Annotated in this window: 19 protein-coding genes; 13 read left to right on the forward strand and 6 right to left on the reverse strand. The window is 64.3% G+C overall.

Going from position 1 to position 19,624, the window contains the following annotated elements; all coding sequences use genetic code 11:
* Positions 1-5 precede the first annotated feature (5 nt).
* From AC0L3S_RS26975 to AC0L3S_RS26985, 3 genes are all read right to left on the reverse strand, one after another.
* On the reverse strand, positions 6-917 hold the full coding sequence (locus AC0L3S_RS26975; RefSeq protein WP_018457902.1) for a carbohydrate ABC transporter permease: 912 nt from the start codon (positions 915-917) through the stop codon (positions 6-8).
* Positions 917-1,855: a carbohydrate ABC transporter permease gene (locus tag AC0L3S_RS26980; RefSeq protein ID WP_354047776.1), complete on the reverse strand. Its 939-nt coding sequence runs from the start codon at positions 1,853-1,855 to the stop codon at positions 917-919. The genes AC0L3S_RS26975 and AC0L3S_RS26980 overlap by 1 nt, the downstream gene beginning before the upstream one ends.
* Positions 1,856-2,003: 148 nt before the next feature.
* A complete protein-coding gene (locus tag AC0L3S_RS26985) occupies positions 2,004-3,344 on the reverse strand; it encodes an ABC transporter substrate-binding protein (RefSeq protein WP_473264675.1) in 1,341 nt (446 codons plus the stop codon).
* A gap of 483 nt (positions 3,345-3,827) precedes the next feature.
* Here AC0L3S_RS26985 and AC0L3S_RS26990 point away from each other — a divergent pair, with 483 nt between their 5' ends.
* Positions 3,828-4,616: a Spy/CpxP family protein refolding chaperone gene (locus AC0L3S_RS26990; RefSeq protein ID WP_473282404.1), complete on the forward strand. Its 789-nt coding sequence runs from the start codon at positions 3,828-3,830 to the stop codon at positions 4,614-4,616.
* A 111-nt stretch (positions 4,617-4,727) separates the two neighbouring features.
* A complete protein-coding gene (locus AC0L3S_RS26995) occupies positions 4,728-5,105 on the forward strand; it encodes a response regulator (protein ID WP_473282406.1) in 378 nt (125 codons plus the stop codon).
* Positions 5,106-5,166: 61 nt separating this feature from the next.
* On the opposite strand, the gene AC0L3S_RS27000 is transcribed toward AC0L3S_RS26995, so the two are convergent.
* From AC0L3S_RS27000 to glk, 3 genes are all read right to left on the reverse strand, one after another.
* Positions 5,167-5,331: a hypothetical protein gene (locus AC0L3S_RS27000; RefSeq protein WP_473264678.1), complete on the reverse strand. Its 165-nt coding sequence runs from the start codon at positions 5,329-5,331 to the stop codon at positions 5,167-5,169.
* Between the two features lie 142 nt (positions 5,332-5,473).
* Positions 5,474-5,677, reverse strand: a complete 204-nt coding sequence (locus AC0L3S_RS27005) for a hypothetical protein (protein WP_018457896.1) — start codon at positions 5,675-5,677, stop codon at positions 5,474-5,476.
* Between the two features lie 142 nt (positions 5,678-5,819).
* Entirely contained in the window at positions 5,820-6,791 is a 972-nt protein-coding gene (glk, locus tag AC0L3S_RS27010) for a glucokinase (protein ID WP_473282433.1), read from the reverse strand.
* 254 nt (positions 6,792-7,045) lie between these two features.
* Here glk and pncA point away from each other — a divergent pair, with 254 nt between their 5' ends.
* From pncA to AC0L3S_RS27065, 11 genes are all read left to right on the forward strand, one after another.
* Positions 7,046-7,684, forward strand: a complete 639-nt coding sequence (gene pncA / locus AC0L3S_RS27015) for a bifunctional nicotinamidase/pyrazinamidase (protein WP_473282408.1) — start codon at positions 7,046-7,048, stop codon at positions 7,682-7,684.
* Positions 7,685-7,700: 16 nt separating this feature from the next.
* A complete protein-coding gene (locus AC0L3S_RS27020) occupies positions 7,701-8,816 on the forward strand; it encodes an alpha/beta fold hydrolase (RefSeq protein WP_473282410.1) in 1,116 nt (371 codons plus the stop codon).
* A 150-nt stretch (positions 8,817-8,966) separates the two neighbouring features.
* On the forward strand, positions 8,967-11,000 hold the full coding sequence (locus AC0L3S_RS27025) for an NAD(+) synthase (RefSeq protein WP_473282412.1): 2,034 nt from the start codon (positions 8,967-8,969) through the stop codon (positions 10,998-11,000).
* Positions 11,001-11,014: 14 nt separating this feature from the next.
* Positions 11,015-11,401, forward strand: coding sequence for a GrlR family regulatory protein (locus AC0L3S_RS27030; RefSeq protein WP_473264683.1), 387 nt, complete (start codon positions 11,015-11,017; stop codon positions 11,399-11,401).
* Positions 11,402-11,510: 109 nt separating this feature from the next.
* Positions 11,511-12,737, forward strand: a complete 1,227-nt coding sequence (locus AC0L3S_RS27035; RefSeq protein ID WP_473282415.1) for a DUF1236 domain-containing protein — start codon at positions 11,511-11,513, stop codon at positions 12,735-12,737.
* A gap of 462 nt (positions 12,738-13,199) precedes the next feature.
* On the forward strand, positions 13,200-14,015 hold the full coding sequence (locus AC0L3S_RS27040; RefSeq protein ID WP_473282417.1) for a sugar phosphate isomerase/epimerase family protein: 816 nt from the start codon (positions 13,200-13,202) through the stop codon (positions 14,013-14,015).
* A gap of 30 nt (positions 14,016-14,045) precedes the next feature.
* A complete protein-coding gene (locus AC0L3S_RS27045) occupies positions 14,046-15,683 on the forward strand; it encodes an ABC transporter substrate-binding protein (protein WP_473282419.1) in 1,638 nt (545 codons plus the stop codon).
* Between the two features lie 3 nt (positions 15,684-15,686).
* Positions 15,687-16,670 (forward strand): ABC transporter ATP-binding protein, encoded by a 984-nt coding sequence (locus AC0L3S_RS27050; protein ID WP_473282421.1) that lies wholly within the window; start codon positions 15,687-15,689, stop codon positions 16,668-16,670.
* Positions 16,667-17,659 carry an ABC transporter ATP-binding protein gene (locus AC0L3S_RS27055; protein WP_473282423.1) on the forward strand — a complete coding sequence of 331 codons (993 nt, stop codon included), beginning with the start codon at positions 16,667-16,669 and terminating at the stop codon, positions 17,657-17,659. The genes AC0L3S_RS27050 and AC0L3S_RS27055 overlap by 4 nt, the downstream gene beginning before the upstream one ends.
* On the forward strand, positions 17,659-18,588 hold the full coding sequence (locus tag AC0L3S_RS27060) for an ABC transporter permease (protein WP_456764320.1): 930 nt from the start codon (positions 17,659-17,661) through the stop codon (positions 18,586-18,588). The genes AC0L3S_RS27055 and AC0L3S_RS27060 overlap by 1 nt, the downstream gene beginning before the upstream one ends.
* Positions 18,589-18,601: 13 nt before the next feature.
* Entirely contained in the window at positions 18,602-19,462 is an 861-nt protein-coding gene (locus AC0L3S_RS27065; RefSeq protein WP_473282426.1) for an ABC transporter permease, read from the forward strand.
* The last annotated feature ends 162 nt before the right edge of the window (positions 19,463-19,624 follow it).

The following is a 19,624-nucleotide window of genomic DNA, read 5'->3' on the forward strand; positions in this document are numbered from 1 at the left end:
AGACATCAACCCTTTGTCGCGCCGGCGGTCAGGCCGGCAATGTAATAGTCCATCAAGAAGGCATAGATGACCAGCGGCGGGGCAGCGCCAAGCAGCGCGCCCGTCATGATCTGACCCCAGTTGAAGACGTCCCCCTTGATCAGCGTGGTGGTGATACCGACCGGCAGCACCAGCTGGTCGATGGATGTCGTGAACACCAGGGGATAGAGGAACTGCGCCCAGGACACGGTGAAGGCGAAGATGGTCGCTGCGATCAGGCCGGGCAGCGCGACGGGGATGAAAATCCGCGTCAGGGTCTGGAGCCATGAGGCGCCGTCGATGAGCGCCGCCTCGTCCAGCTCCTTCGGGATCGAGGCGAAATACCCGATCATGATCCAGGTGCAGAACGGCACGGTCAGCGTCGGATAGATGAACACCAGCACGTACCAGCGGTTGAGAAGAGTGATGCCGGTGACGTCCTGGACCACCGCGAGCATCTTGAACAAGGGAATGAACAGGAGGCTGTCCGGGATCAGATAGGTGAGAAAGACGCCGGTCGCGAGCGTCGCCGAGCCCCAGAACTTCATCCGCGCCAGTGCAAACGCCGCCGGAATGCTGATCAGCATCGTCACGATCACGACCACGATCGAGATCATCGACGAATTCCAGAAGAATCGCAGGAACTGGTTCGAGGTCAATAGCTCGACATAGTTCGACAGGGTCGGATGAAAGACCCACCACGGATTGGTGGCGGCCGAGATCTCCGCGCTGCTCTTGAGCGAGGTGATCAGCATGTAGATCGGCGGGATCAGGAAGAAGATCGCAAACAGCACCAGGAAAAAGTACGACCAGCGCAGCGCCCAGGTGCGGTCGCGGCTCATACTCCGAAGCTTGACCTTGCGTGTCGGTCCGGCCTTGTCGATTGCGAGGGTGCTCATCAGGCTTCGTTCCCACGTTTGTTGACATCGCGCAGGATGAAGACCGCTGCGACGGCGAGGATCGGCACCATGAACAGCGAGACGCAGGCGCCGAGCGGAATGTCGCTGCTCTGGATGCCGACCTGGAACGCCCATGTGGCGAACAGATGCGTCCGGTCGAGCGGACCGCCGGAGGTGAGGATGCGCACGATGTCGAAATTGGCGAAAGTGACGATCAGCGAGAACAACGTGGTGATGGCGATGATGTTGCGCATCATCGGCAAGGTGATGTGCCAGATCTTCTGCCACCAATTGGCGCCGTCGATCGCTGCGGCTTCGTAGAGCTGGTCGGGTACGGATTTCAGCGCGGCCAGGTACATGATCAGGAAGAACGGCGCGCCGTACCAGACGTTGACGAGAATGACGGAGAAGCGCGCCCAGAAGGTGTCACCGAGCCACGGGATCGGACCGATGCCGAAGAACGATAGCGTATAGTTGAAGGCGCTGTAGGAAGGGTCGAACAGCCACAGCCATGCCAGCGTGCTCATCGCCGGTGGGATCACCCAGGGCACCAGCAGCATGCCGCGCCATTTACGTTGCTTCTTGCCGGGAATGTTGTGGACGAAATGCGCGACGATGAAGCCGATCAGCGCCTTGAAGACCACGGCGGTAATCGCAAAAATGCAGGACTGCCTCACCACCATCCAGAACGTTTCGCGCTTGAACAGGAAGGTGAAGTTGCTGAGGCCGACGAACTTGGTCATCGCCTTGTTGAGCGTCGCCAGGTAGACCGAATAGAAGGCGGGATAAAGCACGAGCAGGGCGATCAGGAGGATCAGCGGCAGCGTCAGAAAGAACGCGACGGTCGATTTCCGTCCCATTGCATTGCGCAGACTCGCCCGTTTGCGCGGGCTTGCAGCTCGAGCGAGACGGCCTTGCTCAACGACGACATCGGCCATGACGATAGCCTCTTTTGCAGGACACGTAGCGGGATATCTAGAACGGCGAAGCCGGCGCAGCCGTCGGCTTCATTCGGCAAGCGGATCGAGCGAGGAGTGCCTCGGCGGCTCACGCGCGAAGCGTGAACCGCCATGGCGCATACCCGGCTCAGGTCCGCATGAAGCCTTCGCACTCGCCTTCGGCCCAGGCGAGCGCGGTTTCCAACTTCTCTCCTTGCGCAAAGCGCAGCGCCATCTTGGTCAGCGTCGCCTGGAAGTAGATCTGCTGGGCGATCTTCGGCGGCGCCGGAGACGCGGCGATCGACATCGTCTGCTGCTTGTAGGGATCCGGATAGTGGAAGAGCGTGCCCTTCGGCGGCCCTTCCTCGGCCCAGGTCTTGAACTTTGTCATGTTCGCGTAGGCCGGCAGATCGTACCCGCCGCTCGCCGCGACGAACTTCTCGATCGCCGCTGGCGAGGACAGGTGAACGAGCAAGCTCTTGGCCGCTTCCTTGTTCTTGCCAAAGGCCCAGACGCCCCAGAAGTACGGCAGGAAGGGCGCAAAACGTCCCTTCGGACCGGACGGGAAGCCGTGCGTCCAGCACTGTTCGGCGACTTGCGGTGCGTCGCGCTTGGCGACCGCCCAGGCACTCGGCGGATTCAGGATCATCGCCCCGCGGCCCGAGATCAGCCATTTGTTGTTGGAGGCATCGTCCCAGGACGGTGCATCCGTGGGCAGGACGGCGATCAGCTTCTTGTAGAATTCGAGTGCCTGCCGCACTGCGTCGGTCTTGACGGTGATATCGCCCTTGGCGTTGACGAGCTCGGCGCCGAACGACTGGAAGATCGCGCCGGCGGTGTCGACGCTGTCGGTGGTCTCGCCGAGACCGATGCCGAAGGGGAAGCCGGCCTTGTGGCAGGCCTCGGCCGCCTTCAGGAACGTCTCCATGGTCCAGTTGTCCGCCTTCGGCGGAGCGCCGATTGGATACATCTCCTGCACGTCGATGCCGGCGTGCTTCTTCATCAGATCTATGCGGGAGCAGGGGCCCTTGATCTGGCTTCCCGGCGTCGCGGGCACTGCGAGCCATTTGCCGCCCGACCGCCCGAGATATTTGACGGTGTCGTTCACCTCGCCGTTCTGCTTGATGAGCGGCTCCATGACGTCGTTGAGCGGTTCGAGATTCTCGGAATAGGCGTGCGGCCACCAGCTCGGCATCTGGAGAATGTCGTGACCGGACTTGGCCTGGGCCTCGGCCGCTGCCGTCAGCTCGATCTTCTTGTTGTTGCTGGTGATGTAGTCGATCGAGACCTCGACCTTCTCCTTCTCGCCCCATTCCTTGACGAGCGCGGTGGAGGCATCGTTGGCGCCGGGCACCCAGTGGTCCCAGAAGCCGATCGAGAGCTTGCCGGCGGCGTAAGCGCCTCGGACATAGGGCGCCGCGATCAGCGCCGTGGAGGACATTGCAGTGGCAGCCACAAATTGACGTCGCGTCAGTGTCTTGCGTGACATCTCGTTTCCTCGCTTGGGTGTTTTATTGTTCTGGCGTTTCCTCTGAACTCTTCCGAGTTCTACTTTTGATTTTCTTTTTGAAAGTTTCTTGTTCGACGTTTCTTGTTGATGCCGTCGGCTTCGACGGCAAATTGGTAGCGCGATCAGATCATGATTGATTGCGTCTGTCGAGAAAACCGAACGGCTTGCGCCTAGAACTAACGTTGTGTCCGGGAACGCGGCAGCGCCCTCGACATCATGCGCTGGCCATGAACTACGGCCGGTTGTTTTGCGACGCACACTCGGCGCTGGCGCGCCGGACCGACATGTGCGCAATTACGCCGCAGTTTCCAAGGAGTCTGCATAAGCACCTCGCGGCAAACACTTTTCGAGCGTGGATAGCATTTGTCGGCGCCTAGACCTCGAAGCGGTGAAAACGATAGAGTTGCAGCTGGCGGGTGGCTCTCACCCCATAAGGCCAATCAGATCGAGATGGAGACCAGAATGATCAACCCGGCGCCGCCCGCGCGGCCTAACCTGCGACGATGGTTCGCGCTGGGATCCGTTTTCGTGTTGCTGCTCGGCGCAGCCGCGGCGAACGCTCAAGGCCTGGTCAAAGGGGTTCAGGAAGGAGCGGCGGCCGGGAACAAGGCGGCAGGTCCGGTCGGCGGCGTGCTTGGCGGCGCGATCGGCGGCGTGGTCGGTGTCTTCACCGGCGTGCTCGGCGTTGGCAATAATGGCAATCAGGCGACTGCAGCCAAAGATGCGAGCAAAGACGCAAGCAAGGATGCGGCCAAGGACGCCAAGCAGGGCGCCGGCAAGGACAAGGACGCCAAGAGCGCCAAGGCGGGCAAGGGCGCCAAGGCGAGCAAGGAGGCGAAGAACGCGCCGCAGGACAAGGATGTCACGGTCCTGACCCAGACCGGCGCGCCGCAATTGACCGCCGACCAGATCGTCACCAACAGCGACTCCTATATCGAGCGGATCAAGACCGAACTGAACCTCACGCCCGAGCAGGAGAAGCACTGGTACGGCTTCTCGAGCGCCATGCACTACCTCGGGCATAACGGTGCCGAGCGGCTCAACCTGCGGGTTGCGCGCGCCAAGCGGGATCCTCCCGACGACATCGTCGAGCAGATGCGCAACGAGGCCCAATTCCTGATCGACCGCGCTGCCGACCAGCGCAATGTCGCCGATGCCGCCGAGCCTCTCTATTCGAGCCTCGATGACAAGCAGAAGCAGGTGTTCGTACAGGAGATGGTGCGGCTCAGCCACGAACGAGGATTGGATTGATCAAGTTGAATCGGATCGGGCGCGTCTGAATTAACGGCGCCCGCCACGAATTCGTGAATCCTCTTCGCGATTCGGTTATGATTAGCTGCGGAAGCTGATGGCGGGGTTGATATGGCGGACGGACTCTCCGTTTTCCTGGTCGAAGACGAGACGTTGATCCGGATGATGATGGCGGACATGGTGGGGGAACTCGGCCACCACGTCGCCGCGGAAGCGGACAATGTCCGGGACGCCAGTGCTTTCGCCATGACCGCACAGTACGATCTTGCGATCCTCGACATCAATCTCAAGGGCGTCTACGTCGATCCGGTCGCGGACCTGATCGAGCGTCGCGGCAAGCCGTTTCTGTTCGCGACGGGCTACGGTCCGGAGCTGCTGCCGTCCTTGCTCCGGCGCCGCCCGATCCTGCGCAAGCCGATTTCGATCGATCAGCTCAAGGCGATGATCGATTCGATGTTTCCGGAAGCGCTAGCGAAGACGCCGCACTGAGACCAAAAACAAAATGGCCGCCCGTCAGGGCGGCCATTTCGCGACGGAATGCGTCGCGGTTTCACATCAGGCCGGCGCCGAGATCGATGCCGCGCGCCATCAGGCCGAACGAGGCGACCAGGCCCGTGCAGCAAAACAGCAAGATGGTCTTGAACGAAGAAAACGAAGAATCGGCCAAACGCGTTTCGATGGTGGCCGGCATTGCGCCGATCGAAATCATGCTCATGTTCATTCCCCCCTTTGTTGCCCCTGAATTGCATCAGGTAAGGGAACTCCTAGAGCAAAAAGTTTGACGCGAGCTTTCGAGGGATCGTTAACGAAATGGCAATTGATGCCGCGTTTTCGGGCACTGGAGCGCGTTCACTCGTTCAGTGGCGCCCGTTCTTCAGCACCGTAGCGATGGTGTGGGCCGTCATGGCCGCGCGGTCCGAAGCGCGCTGGGCGGCGAGCCGGTCACGCGCCTTTTCCTCGATCAAGAGCTCGATCAGGGCCAGCCGCTTGCCCTCGTCGTCCGCCTCGAGCAGCAGGCGGTGATAGCGGTGATAGTCGAAACCCAGATCCTGCTTACGCATGTCACGCCCCCGCAATTACGCCACACACAAGCCAGGATTGTTTCTCATCCGGGACGTGCGCGCAAGCACGATCCCGCGTCGCGCGCGCGTGCTCGTTAATCAGTTGTGAATTGCTGGAACCCGCGGCCGGAAGCGCGCGCCGTTAAGGCTGGTTGTGCTCCGCGAACATCGTCAGTCCGACGAAACTCGCATCGGGTTTCGTGACCAGCCTGGTCGGGATGTCGCGGAGATAGTCCTGGAAGCGTCCCTTGGCTTCGAAGCGCGCCCGGAATGCGGAGGCTGCGAGGAAGTCGGGAAAGCGCGGCACGATTCCGCCGGCGATATAGACGCCGCCGCGGGCGCCGAAGGTGACCGCGAGATTGCCCGCGACCGAGCCGAGAATGGCGCAAAACATCTCCAGCGTCTTGCGGCTGAGCTCGCAACTGCCTTCCAGGGCCGACTTCGTGATAGCGGCAGCATCGCGATGCGGCACCTGCGCGCCTTCCACTTCGGCCAGCGCCTCGTAGAGGCTTTGCAGACCCGAACCGGACAATGCGCCACGCTCGATGGAGACATGGCCGAGGCGTCGGCGCATGGACGCGATCACGCGTTCCTCGCGCTCGTCCTCCGCCGGCAGGGTCGCGTGGCCCGCCTCGGTGACGACGGCCAGCCGAGAGCCGTGGCGCTCGACCAGGCAGGAAACGCCAAAGCCGGTTCCGGGTCCGACCACCAGCAACGGCTCTCCGGGAAGGCCATCTTGTCCGCCGAGCGGGATCAGGTCAGCGGGCTGCAGCGCGGGCAGCGACCAGGCCACCACCTCGAAATCGTTGAGAACATGGACGCTGTCGAAGCCGAGGGCCGACTGAAGCTCGTTGCCGTCGATGACCCACGGGCTGTTGGTCATGACGCAGCGGTTGTTGGTCACCGGGCCCGCGACGGCCAGCACGGCTCTTGGGGGCGGTTTGCCGCCGGAGCGACGCGCGAGAACATCGGCAATGGCTTCCCGGACGGTTGGGAAGTCTGCCACTTTCACGTAGTCGATCGGTCCGGTCTGGTCGCCCTGGCTGAGCGCGAAGCGCGCATTGGTGCCGCCGATATCGGCGAGAAGAATCTGTCCTGTCTTGCCGATTGTCATGTGCATATGGCTGCCGCAGCCCTTTTGGCTGCGGGAACCGCTTCCTCCACTCTATCCGATCGCAAGATGCGAACGGCTTTTCAGAATCCGTCCCCGGGTGGATCTAGTCAACACGCATCAGCCCAAACTGTTGCATCCGGGGACCGACGGGGGCATTTGCGCAGATGGCCGCACCTGCGGGTGGTTGCGAAGCACCGCGGGAAGATCGACACTGGAGGCGTGCGTTCGGCGCCCGTCGCGCGGAATGGCCTGCAATGGACCTTGCGATGAAGATTTCCGATCGGGACGTGTTGCTGGTCATCGACGTGCAGAACGATTTTTGCACGGGTGGGGCGCTCGCGGTGCCCGGCGGCGAGAAGGTCGTTCCCGCCATCAATCGGATCGCCCAAAAATTCGCCAATGTGGTGCTGACCCAGGACTGGCATCCCCGCGATCATGTCTCCTTTGCCCCGAACCATGCGGGCAAACAGCCGTTCGAGACCATCGTGCTTGACTACGGCGTCCAGGTGCTGTGGCCGAGCCATTGCGTCCAAGGCACGGCGGGCGCTGAATTTCACCGCGATCTCGACGTCACCCGCGCAAGCCTGGTGGTGCGGAAGGGGTTTCGGAGCGGCATCGATTCCTATTCGGCGCTGTTCGAGAACGACCTGAAAACGCCGACCGGCCTGCTCGGATATTTGCGGGAACGCGAGCTGAACACCGTCTTCATCGCCGGCCTCGCGTTCGACTTCTGCGTCCGCTTCTCGGCGGAGGATACCCGCAAGGCGGGATTCGAGGTCGCCGTCATCGAGGACGCTTGCCGCGGAATCGATCTCGACGGCTCGGTGGCCGCGACCCATCAGAGTTTTCGGGAGCGCGGTATTTCGCTCGTCAGCTTCGAGGCCTTCCTGTGAGGACCGCGAGATAGCCATGGCGGACAAGACCGGCAAACAGCAGCGCGCACCGGGCCCCGTCCCGGATGACCCGCTGCTGTGGCCGTTCGCTGCGGCTCGGCTGGCCATGGACGCCTGTTTCGGATGGCTCGAGCGCGGTCCGCCGGAGCAGCTCGACAGCAGCCTGCCGTGGACCACGCCCAACTCCGTCGCGCTGGAGCTTGCGACCATGCGCCTGCGCGATTGCACGCGGACGGGGTCCGGCCAGCCGGCACTGGTCTGCGCGCCCTATGCGCTGCACCGGGCCCTGATCGCCGACTTCGCTCCCGGCCACAGCGTGGTGCAGTCCCTGCAGAATGGCGGCATCGACCGGGTCTATCTCACCGACTGGCGCTCGGCCGCACCCGACATGCGCTATCTCTCGATCGACAGCTATCTCGGCGATCTCAACGTCGCCATCGACGAGATCGGCGCGCCGGTCGATCTCGTCGGCCTGTGTCAGGGTGGCTGGCTGTCGCTGCTCTATGCGGCGCGCTTTCCCGCCAAGGTGCGGCGGCTGGTGCTGGCAGGCGCGCCCGTCGACCTCTCGATCGACTCCAGGCTGTCGCAGCTCGCCCGCAACGCACCGGAGATGGTCTATGACCAGCTCGTCGCCCGCGGTGGCGGCAATGTCAGCGGCGAGGAGATGCTGCGGGTCTGGTCGAAATCGCCGAGTCGCGACGATATCGCGACGGCGCTGCAGAGCGACCTCTGCGGCGAAGAGGGTGCGGCGCTGCTGGCACGGTTCGAGCGCTGGAACGCCGAGCCTCTCAATCTGCCCGGCACCTATTATCTCGAAATCGTCAACTGGATCTTCCGGGAGAACCGGATCGCGCGCGGCCAATTCACGGCACTCGGCCGCGTGATTGATCTGAAGGACGTCAAGGCGCCGGTCTTCCTGCTGGCCGGGCTCGATGACGACGTCGTGCCGGCTGCGCAGGCGCTCGCCACCGCCGGTTTGCTCGGCACGCCACCGGCTTTCATTGCGGCGGCCTCCGACCCCAGCAACCATCTTGGCCTGTTCATGGGCGCGCGGACGCATGCCCATGCCTGGCCTCGGATCGCCGAGTGGCTGCGCGACGATCTGCCCGGCATGCTGGTGCGCACGGCCTGAGACTGCCCCCAAAGGGCCCGGCGCCGGGCAGCGAAGCTGCAAATCCGTTATGCATGCCGTCGAATGGCCTGCACGGGGCGATATCGATGGGTTAAATGGAGTCCAGAGCTGGCGGAGGCCGGTCGCGACGAGACAAAGGGACTGTGCTCGATGAGTTTCCACTCGATCTATGCCCACGGATTTGCGCGCGTGGCGGCCTGCGTCACCACCTCTCATGTGGCTGATCCCACGGCAAACGCGGCTGCGGTTCTGGCGGCAGCGAAGGACTGTCACGCGCAATCGGTGGCAGTCGCCGTGTTTCCCGAACTGTGCCTGTCCGGCTATGCGATCGAAGATCTCGTGAAGCAGGATCCGCTGCTCGACGCGGTCGAGCGCGGGCTCGTGGCCATCGTCGAGGCATCCTCGGCCCTGATGACCGTTTTGATCGTCGGCGCACCGCTGCGCTTTGGCAATCGCATCTACAATTGTGCGGTCGTCATCCATCGCGGCAAAGTCCTCGGCGTCGTGCCCAAGAGCTACCTGCCGACCTATCGCGAATTCTACGAGGGACGGCATTTCGCCTCCGGCGCCGGCATCGTCGGAGAGATGGTCGCCTTTGGCGGGCTGCACGCCCCGTTCGGCGTCGACCTCCTGTTCGCGGCCGAGGACGTACCGGGCCTGACCATCGGCGTCGAGATCTGCGAGGACATGTGGATCCCGGTCACGCCGGCCTCCGAGCTCGCGCTTGCGGGCGCGAGCGTGCTGATCAATCTCTCGGGCAGCCCGATCACGATCGGCCGCGCCCGCTCGCGCGCGCTCTTGTGTCAATCGACTTCAGCCCGCTGCCTCGCGGCTTACGTCTATTCCGCCGCAGGGGCAGGGGAATCGACCACGGATTTGGCCTGGGACGGCCAGACCTCGATCTACGAGAACGGCGTGCTGCTGGCCGAGGGCGAGCGGTTCCGGCAGGGCGGCCAGATCACGCTAGCTGATGTCGATCTCGACCTGCTCAGGCAGGAGCGCGCGCTGATGGGAACCTTCGACGACAATCGCCGGCAGCGCGAGGGCTTCTTTCGGAAAGTCAGCTTCGACCTGAAGCCGCCGGCCGCCGATATCGGCTTCCTGCGCAAGATCGAGCGCTTTCCGTTCGTGCCGAGCGACGAGAGCCTGCTCGAGCAGGACTGCTATGAGGCCTACAACATTCAGGTCGCGGGCCTCGTCCAGCGCATGCGCGCGACCGGCACCAAGCGCGTCGTCATCGGCGTCTCGGGCGGGCTCGATTCCACCCACGCTTTGATCGTCGCCGCCAAGGCCGTCGACCTCCTTGGCCTGCCGCGCGAGAACATTCTCGCCTACACCATGCCGGGCTTTGCCACCGGCAGCGAGAGCAAGACCAATGCGCTGGCGCTGATGAAGGCGTTGCAGACGAGTTGGCAGGAGCTCGACATTCGCACCACGGCGACGCAGATGCTGAAGGACATCGGCCATCCCTTCGGCAAGGGCGAGAAGGTCTACGATGTCACATTCGAGAACGTACAGGCGGGTCTGCGCACCGACTACCTGTTTCGGCTCGCCAACCATCATGGCGGCATCGTGATTGGCACCGGCGATCTCTCCGAACTCGCACTGGGCTGGTGCACCTACGGCGTCGGCGACCAGATGGCGCACTATAACGTCAACGCCGGGGTGCCGAAGACGCTGATCCAGCATCTGATCCGCTGGGTGATTGCTTCCAAGCAGTTCAGCGACGACGTCAACCAAACGCTTGGATCGATCCTGTCGGCCGAAATCTCGCCGGAGCTGGTTCCGGCCGAGCCTGGCGAGAAGCCGCAGAGCACGGAAGCTTCCGTCGGTCCCTACGAGCTCCAGGATTTCAACCTGTTCTACACGCTGCGGTTCGGCATGCGGCCGTCCAAGATCGCCTTCATGGCGCTGCAGGCGTGGAAGGACGTCGCGCGAGGCGAATGGCCGCCGGCGTTCCCGAACGATCGGCGCAAGGCCTATGACCTTCCCGAGATACGCCGCTGGCTGGAGGTGTTCTTGCGCCGCTTCTTCGCTTTCAGCCAGTTCAAGCGCTCGGCGATGCCGAACGGACCCAAGGTGTCGGCCGGCGGCTCGTTGTCGCCGCGTGGCGACTGGCGCGCGCCGTCGGATTCGAGCGCGGCGGCTTGGCTTGAAGATCTCGAACGGAACGTGCCGGTTTGAACGGGAGATGAGCGATGTCGGCCGGCGATGGGCCCGAGCAGGGCGGCAACCCACAGAACGTCCTCAACGGCCTCTACATCTTTGAGATCGAGATGCGCGACGGCAAGCGCGGCCAGGCCAAAGGCGTCGTCGTGCTCTGCGATGGCCGCATCATGGGCGGCGACAGCTATTTCTACTACACCGGCGGCTACACTTTCCGGAACGGGAAATGGCGCGGCGATATGACCGTCAATCAGCACACCGAGGCCGTCGGCAAGCCGCTTGCGTTCGGCGGCAGGGAAGTGACCTGCGGCTTTTCAGGCGACTATTCCGCCGACGGCGCCGAGGTCGAAGGCATGGCGCTGGTCGGCAAGACCAGTGTGACATTCACGGCGCGGCTCACGCTGAAGAACCCGATGTGAGACCCGCCTGAGATGTGAGACCGGCGTAATCGGTCCTCGTTCCTGATCAGGAACCTTCGCACCCACAGAGCGTTCGCGTCTGTTGTTGCGAATTCCGAGGAGAGGGACCATGCGCCAGCACTTGATGTTATCGACCGCAGCTATCGGACTGATGCTTGCTTCCGGCATCGCCTACGCCCAGGCGCCCGGTGAGCGTAGAGACGAGCCGAGACGGACCGAGGAGCCGGCGAAAGGCGCCGCACCGCAGCGCGGCGGCGCCCAGGAACGTGTTCAAGAGCACGTTCAAGAGCGGGCGCAGGGCGCCCAGGAGAGATTGCACGGCGCTGACCGCGAGGAGAAGGGCGGCGCTGCCAGGCAGGACGCGAGTGACGACAAGCGCCAGCCGGCCAGTTCGGCCGAGCGCAACCAGCCGAAGTCGAGGGATCAGGCACAAGACTCCCGCGAGCCTTCACGCGATCGCAGCCGCGACGCCGAGACGAAGCAGGACAAGACCGCGCCGCAGAAAACAACGGCCGAGTCCGACAAGTCCAAGTCCGGTACGTCTAGTCAGCAGAACGAGCGCACGGGTGCCGCGGCCAACCAGAACGAGCGCAACCAGACCCAGCCGCCGCGCAACGCGGCTGAGCAGCAGCAGCCGGCACAGCAGAACAACCGACCGGCAACCGCGACCGACACGAACCGGACGGCCCAGACCAACAACGCGCAGACCGCGCCTGCCAATTCGGGCACGCAGACCAATCAAGCCAACCAGACGAACCAGACCAACACGCAGACCAATCAGCAGACCCAGGTCTCGTCCGAGAAGCAGGTGCGGATCTCCGAAACGGTGAGCCATGCACGCCTGGCGGAGCCGGAGCGCAATCTGAACATCTCGATCCGGGTCGGCGAGACCATTCCCTCGCGCGTGCGTCTCCACAGGCTTCCGCCCGAGATCGTCTCGATCGAGCCCGAATATCGGGACTACGAATATTTTACGACGGGTGACGACGTCGTCATTGTGGAGCCGCGGACGCATCGCATCGTCAGCCAGGTGCCTCGCGATCCGTCGCGCGCCCGTGCCCAAATGAGCGGCGGCACCTCGTCGAGCATGGCGGCGGCCGGCGCCAGCAACGTGAATTGCCAGATCATGCGGCGTGACGCCTCGGGCAATGTGGCCCAGGCAGAGCCCTCGACCGTAGGCTCGACCGCGCGAACCGATTCCTTGAGCGTGACTGTCCAGATGCCCGGCGGCGGCTCGTCCGCGCCGATCGCCCTCGGCGCTCCCGCCGGCAACATCGTGGTCGCGACACAAGGGCAGGGCGACTGCACGGTGACGATCGAGCCGCAGACGCGATAGCGCCCGTGTCGGCATAACGACGCCAAAACGACTTCGCGCCGCGCGGCTGATCAAGCCGGCGGCGCGAAATCACGTTCAATCTAGAAAGTCCCGAGGTCCGGAGTGCCTAGGAGTCCGGACCTCGTAACCTTGCCCCAGCCTTTGATCCCCCCGCCCCATGTGGTCCCCCAACCCCGTGGTGCGCGATCAGAGGGTGATGCCCTTGGAAGGCCGCCGATCGATGTCCCGCGATGTACGCGACATCGGAATAGGATTCCATTCCGGATCACTACGGACTCGAACGCGCTTGATCCGCGCGCGGATGCATGCGTCTGCACGCCGCACTCGCGTTGCCTTTATTCGATGCACGCGATCGCGGGGATGTCCACATCTCCTCAGCGCCTCGGAACCTGCATTTCACCGGCCTGTCATTTAACTGGTCTAGCGCTGCTCCCGTCATTGTTGACGGCCGAGGAGCAAGCCATGTCGAAGCCGGTACTGGGCGCCGCATTGTCCTTCAAATCGATCCCTGCGCATCGCGACTGGCTTCTCGAACGGCAGCGCGACCTCGAGATTCAGGATTTCTTTCGCGCGGACTTGCTCGACGGCGACTGGCGAAGTGCTGCTAGCGAAATCAAGCAGATGCTGTCAGGTCATACCGGCCGGCTCGGCATCCACGGACCGTTCTGGGGCTTCGCGATCGGTAGCCACGACCCGATGATCCGCCAAGTGGTGACGAAACGCCTGCTTCAGGGCCTCGAGGCCGCCGAGTTCCTCGGCGCGACGCAGATGGTGATCCATTCGCCGTTCACGACCTGGGACCACAACAACCTCGACCTCTATCCGGATAATCGCGGCAATCTCGTCGAACGCGTCAAGGCGACACTCGCCGAGGTGATCGTGCGCGCCGAAACCATCGGCTGCGAGATCGTCATCGAGAACATCGAGGACAAGGATCCGCGCGATCGCGTGCGCCTCGCCAAGGCGCTCGAAAGCAGCAAGGTGCGGGTCTCCCTCGACACCGGCCACGCCAACTACGCGCACATCTCCACCGGCGCGCCGCCGGTCGACTACTACGTCGAAACCGCCGGCGACATGCTGACGCACGTCCACCTGCAGGACACCGACGGTTTTGCCGACCGGCACTGGGCCCCGGGCGAAGGCAATATCCCGTGGGTCACCGTGTTCCGCGCGCTGGGCCGGCTGAATTCCAACCCCCGGCTGATCCTCGAACTTCGCAATCACAACGACGTCCGCCCTGGCGCAGCCCATCTGGCCGCGCTCGGTCTCGCCGAATAGCCGACCAAAAAACCGGCAGGGGTTATCATCATGAGCAAGCTCACGCGTCGTACCATCCTGAAGTCCGGCAGCGTTGCCGCAGGCACGCTGCTGCTGCCGCGCTTCGCGATCGGGCAGGCGGACAACCGTCCCTCGGTCACCATCGCGGTGCAGAAGGTGACGAATTCGAACGTGCTCGACGTGCTGCGCGAGCAGTCCAATGTCGGCGAGCGCGTCTTTTTCTCCTCGATCTGGGAAGGCCTGATCTCCAAGAACTGGCGCGGCAGCCTTGAGGCCGTGCCGGGGCTTGCCACCGAGTGGCGCCGTATCGACGACCAGACTGTCGAGGTGAAGCTGCGCCAGGGCGTCAAATTCCACAATGGCGACGAGCTGACGGCGGAGGACGTCGTCTTCACGTTCAGCCGCGAGCGCATGTTCGGTGAGACCGAGGCCAAGAGCCGCAGCACCATCCAGGCCTTTGAGAAAATTCCGACGCCGCGTCCGGGCAAGGAGCTGCCGCCGGACGTTCCGGCGGTTGCACGCCGGATCTGGCCGGATCTCGTCCGCGTCGATGCCGTCGATAAATACACCGTGCGCTTCTACAACGCGACGCCCGACGTCACGATCGAGGGTCGGCTGTCGCGCTACGGCTCAGATATCGCGAACCGTCGCGCCTGGGCTGAATCCGTGAGCTATCTCGACTGGGCGCGCAAGCCTGTTACCACCGGGCCCTACAAGGTCGTCGAGCTCAAGCCCGACGTGTCGCTGACGCTGGAAGCCCACGACGAATATTGGGGCGGCCGTCCACCGCTCAAGCGCATTCGCTTCCTCGAGGTCCCGGAGGTCGCGAGTCGCATCAACGGGCTGCTCTCGGGCGAGTATCAGTTCGCCTGCGACATCCCGCCGGACCAGATCGCGGGCATCGAGAAGAACGCGGCCTTCGAAGTGCAGGGCGGCACCATCCTCAATCATCGTCTGACCGTATTCGACAAGAACCACGCCCAACTCGCCAATCCACTTGTAAGGCGCGCCTTCACTCATGCCATCGACCGTCAGGCGATCGTCGACAGCCTGTGGGCCGGTCGCACACGCGTCCCGAAGGGCCTGCAGTGGGAGTTCTACGGTGACATGTTCAACGCCGACTGGAGCGTACCGACCTACGATCCGAAGCTGGCGCAGGATTTGTTGAAGCAGGCCAACTACAAGGGCGATCCCATTCCCTATCGCCTGCTCAACAATTACTACACCAACCAGGTCGCGACCGCGCAGGTGCTGGTCGAGATGTGGAAGTCGGTCGGTCTCAACGTCCAGATCGAAACCAAGGAGAACTGGTCGCAGATCATGGAACGTGCGCCGACGCGCGCGGTCCGCGACTGGTCGAACTCGGCCGCCTTCAACGATCCCGTATCGTCGCTGGTTGCCCAGCATGGCCCCAACGGCCAGCAGCAACAGATCGGCGAGTGGACCAATGCCGAGCTGAACACGCTCTCGGAGTTCCTGGAAACCTCGATCGATCGGGCCGCCCGCAAGAAGGCGTTCCGCCGCATGCTGGAGATCGCCGAGCGCGAAGACCCGGCCTATACGGTGCTGCACCAGAACGCGACCTTCACGGCCAAGCCGAAGTCGATCAAGTGGAAGGCGTCGCCGGCCTTCGCGATGGATTTCCGCGCCGGCAATTTCGAGGCCTGATCGGTGGCGCCGCTGATCAGCATTAAGGACCTCAGCGTCGCCTTCCACGGCGTGCCGGTCTTGCGTGGTGTCGATCTCGCCTTGCACAAGGGCGAGGCCCTGGGCCTCGTCGGCGAGTCCGGGTCGGGCAAGTCGGTGACGTGGCTTGCGGCACTCGGCCTCTTGCCGCGGAATGCCCGCGTCTCGGGCTCCGTTCGTCTCGACGGTCGCGAGATCCTCGGTGCGGCGGCCGCCGAGCTCGATCGTATCAGGGGCGGGCGCGTCGCCATGATCTTCCAGGATCCCGCGAGCGCACTGAATCCCGTGCTGACCATCCGCAGGCAGCTCTGCGAGTCCTTGGCGCTGCATCGCGATATCTCGGGCGGCGCGGTGAAAGCGGAAGCGCGGCGGCTGCTCGATCTCGTCGGCATTCCCGACGCGGCGCGCAGGCTCGAAGCCTATCCGCATGAGTTCTCCGGCGGCCAGGTCCAGCGCATCATGATCGCGATGGCGCTCGCCGGAAATCCCGACCTGCTGATCGCGGATGAGCCGACTACGGCGCTCGACGCCACGATTCAGGCGCAGATTCTAGAACTGCTCTCGACCATCCGCCGCGAGATGAGCATGGCGATGGTCCTGATCAGCCACGATCTTGGCGTCGTCGCCGAAAACTGCGACCGCGTGGCCGTGATGTATGCGGGCCGCATTGTCGAGGAGGCGCCGGCGAACCAGCTTTTCGCCGATCCCGTCCATCCCTATGCGCAGGGCCTGATCGGCGCGCTGCCGCCGCTTGACGGGCCGAGGCGCCGCCTGACCGCCATTCCCGGAACGGTCCCCGATCCCGCGAGGATGCCTGATGGATGCGCCTTTGCGCCGCGTTGTGCGCTCGCAGAAGCGCCGTGCGGCATTGTAGCCCCAACCCTCGCGCCGATCGCGGCGGATCGCGCCGCTGCCTGCGTTCGCGCCGAGGCTTCGCGTCGCGCGCTGCTCGGGATGGCTGCCGAATGAGCCGTCCGCTCGTCGACGTGGCCTCGATCTCGCGCAGCTACAGCATGGGCTCCGGGATGTTCGGCCGAAGTACCGCCGTTCATGCGGTCGATGGCGTGTCGCTGACGATCCGCAAGGGCGAGACGCTGGGCCTCGTCGGCGAGTCCGGCTCGGGAAAGTCGACCACCGGCCGCATCGTACTTGGCCTCGAGCCGCCGGACCATGGCGAGGTTCGGTTCGACGGCAAGCCGATGGCCGCGCCCGGAACGACCGCATGGCGTGCGCAACGCGCGCACATGCAGATGATCTTTCAGGATCCGCTGGGAGCACTGGACCGGCGGTTGCCGGTCGCCGCGCAAATCCGTGAACCCCTGGATATTCACGGCCTCGGGACGCCCCTCGAGCGCGAGGAGCGGGTCCGCGAATTGCTGCGCGCGGTCGAACTGACACCCGCACATGGTGCGCGCTATCCGGGCGCGCTCTCCGGCGGACAGCGCCAGCGCATCGTGCTGGCGCGGGCGCTGGCGACAAAGCCGGATTTCCTCGTCTGTGACGAGCCGGTCAGCGCGCTCGACGTCTCGATCCAGGCGCAGGTGGTGAATTTGCTCGCCGATCTCCAGGCTCAGCTTGCGCTGACCTTGCTCTTCATCAGCCATGATTTGCGGGTCGTCCGGCAGATAAGCAATGTGGTGGCCGTGATGTATCTCGGCCGCATCGTCGAGATCGGCAGCGCCGATGATCTGTTCGCGCGGCCGGAGCACCCGTACACGCAAGCACTGGTCTCGGCATCGCCCGCGCCGGGCCGCCGCAGCGCAGGCCGCATTGTGCTGGCAGGCGATCCGCCGAACCCGGCGGCCCGTCCTCAAGGCTGCGCCTTCCATCCGCGCTGTCCGCGCGCGATCGCGCGTTGTGCAAGCGGGGTGCCAGCGCTGTCCAACGTCGGTGGCGACAGGCAGGTCGCCTGCCACCTTGTGGCGGGGCCGCACGTCGAGACGCGGGATGCGGCGTGATGGGACGCTATTTCGCCATTCGGATCGGACGCGCGGCGTTGACGATCGTGCTCGTCGTCACCTTCGCCTTCGTGGTGCTGCGTCTCTCGGGCGATCCCGCGCTGATGATTTTGGGACCGGAAGCGCCGCCGGAAGTCCTCGCCGCCTTCCGCAGGGCGTGGGGCCTCGATGATCCCATCTGGTTTCAGTATCTCGACTATTTTGGAGCGATCGCCAAAGGCGAGCTCGGCCGTTCCATGCGTGACGGGCGGCCTGCGATCGAGCTTGTGCTGGAGCGGATACCGGCAACGCTGGCGCTGACGCTGCCGGCCTTCGCATTCAAGGTCGCGCTCGGCATTCCCGCCGGCATCTACGCGGCGCTGCACCGAGGCTCCGGCATCGACCGCGCGGTGATGATGACGGCGGTCGCCGGCTTCACCGTGCCGAGTTTTGTGCTGGCGCTGCTGCTCGTGCTCGTCTTCGCCGTGCAGCTCGGATGGCTGCCCTCGGGCGGGCAGGACAGCTGGCGTCACGCCATCCTGCCGATCGTGACACTCAGCCTTGGCGGCGCCGCGGTGCTGGCGCGCTTCACCCGCAGCGCCATGCTGGAGGTGCTGGGCCAGCCCTATATCCGCACCGCCTCGGCAAAGGGCGTGCCGTGGCGAAAAGTCGTGACGTCGCATGCGCTGCCGAACGCGGCGATTCCGACAGTCACCATTCTGGGCTTCATGGTGGGCACGCTGATCGCGGGCGCGGTCGTGGTCGAGAGTGTGTTTTCGTGGCCAGGAGTAGGGCGCCTGCTCGTCGTCGCCGTCGCCAACCGTGACCTCGCCGTCGTGCAGTGCATCCTGTTGCTGGTGGCGATGACCATGGTCACCTCCAACCTGATCGTCGACTTCCTCTACGGCTTCCTCGACCCGCGCCTGCGCGCCAAGGGGGCGCACGCATGAAGGGAGCGCATGCATGACTGACGCAACGCTGAAGGACGCGTCGGCCCGCCGCCGCATGAGCCTCCCGGCGATGCCGGTCTCGGTCGCTATCGCGATCGGCTGGATCGTCGCGATGCTGGTGATCGCGGCCTTCGCCGAGAAAATCGCGCCGTATGGCTACACCCAGCTCGACCTTCGCAATCGTCTCGCTGCTCCCGGCAATGTCGCGCACTGGCTCGGCACCGACGAGCTCGGCCGCGACGTACTGTCGCGGCTGCTCGTCTCGATCCGCATCTCGCTCCTGATCGCCTTTGGCGCCACGGCGATCTCCGCCATCGTCGGCACTATGCTCGGCTTCCTCGCCGCGCATTTCCGCGGGCCCGTCGAGCAGCTGGTGCTGATGTTGTCCGACTTCCAGGCCAGCATGCCCTTCCTGATCATGGCGCTCGCGGTGCTCGCCTTCTTCGGCAATTCGCTGCCACTCCTGATCGGCTTGATGGGATTTTTCGGCTGGGAGCGCTACGCCCGCATCGCGCGCGGACTAGCGATCTCGGCCAATGCGCAAGGTTACGCAGCCGCGGTCCGCCAGCTCGGCGCGACGCCGGCGCGGATTTACCTCCGGCATATCTTGCCCAACATCGCCTCGACCCTGATCGTCTCGACTACGCTGGTCTTTCCCGAGGTGATCCTGATGGAGTCGGGCCTGTCCTTTCTCGGCCTCGGCGTGCAGCCGCCGATGACCAGCCTCGGCAACATGGTCGGCTACGGCCGCGAGTACCTGACCCGGGCCCCCTGGATCATGCTCGCGCCGGCCACCACCATCGTGGTGACCACGCTGGCGGTCTCCGTCATCGGGGATTGGCTGCGCGACCGGCTCGATCCCGAGCTGCAATAGAGCCAAGGGCCCCCTTGTAGCCTGGATGGAGCGAAGCGTAATCCGGGGCCGGTCCCGGCCGCCGGCGCGCACTTGCCCCGGATTGCGCTGCGCTCCATCCGGGCTTCTGTAACGGGCCTTGGTTAGTCAATCCCTTTTTGCGGCATCCTCTCGCCGGGAACC

The organism is Bradyrhizobium sp. Ken01 (assembly GCF_055807355.1).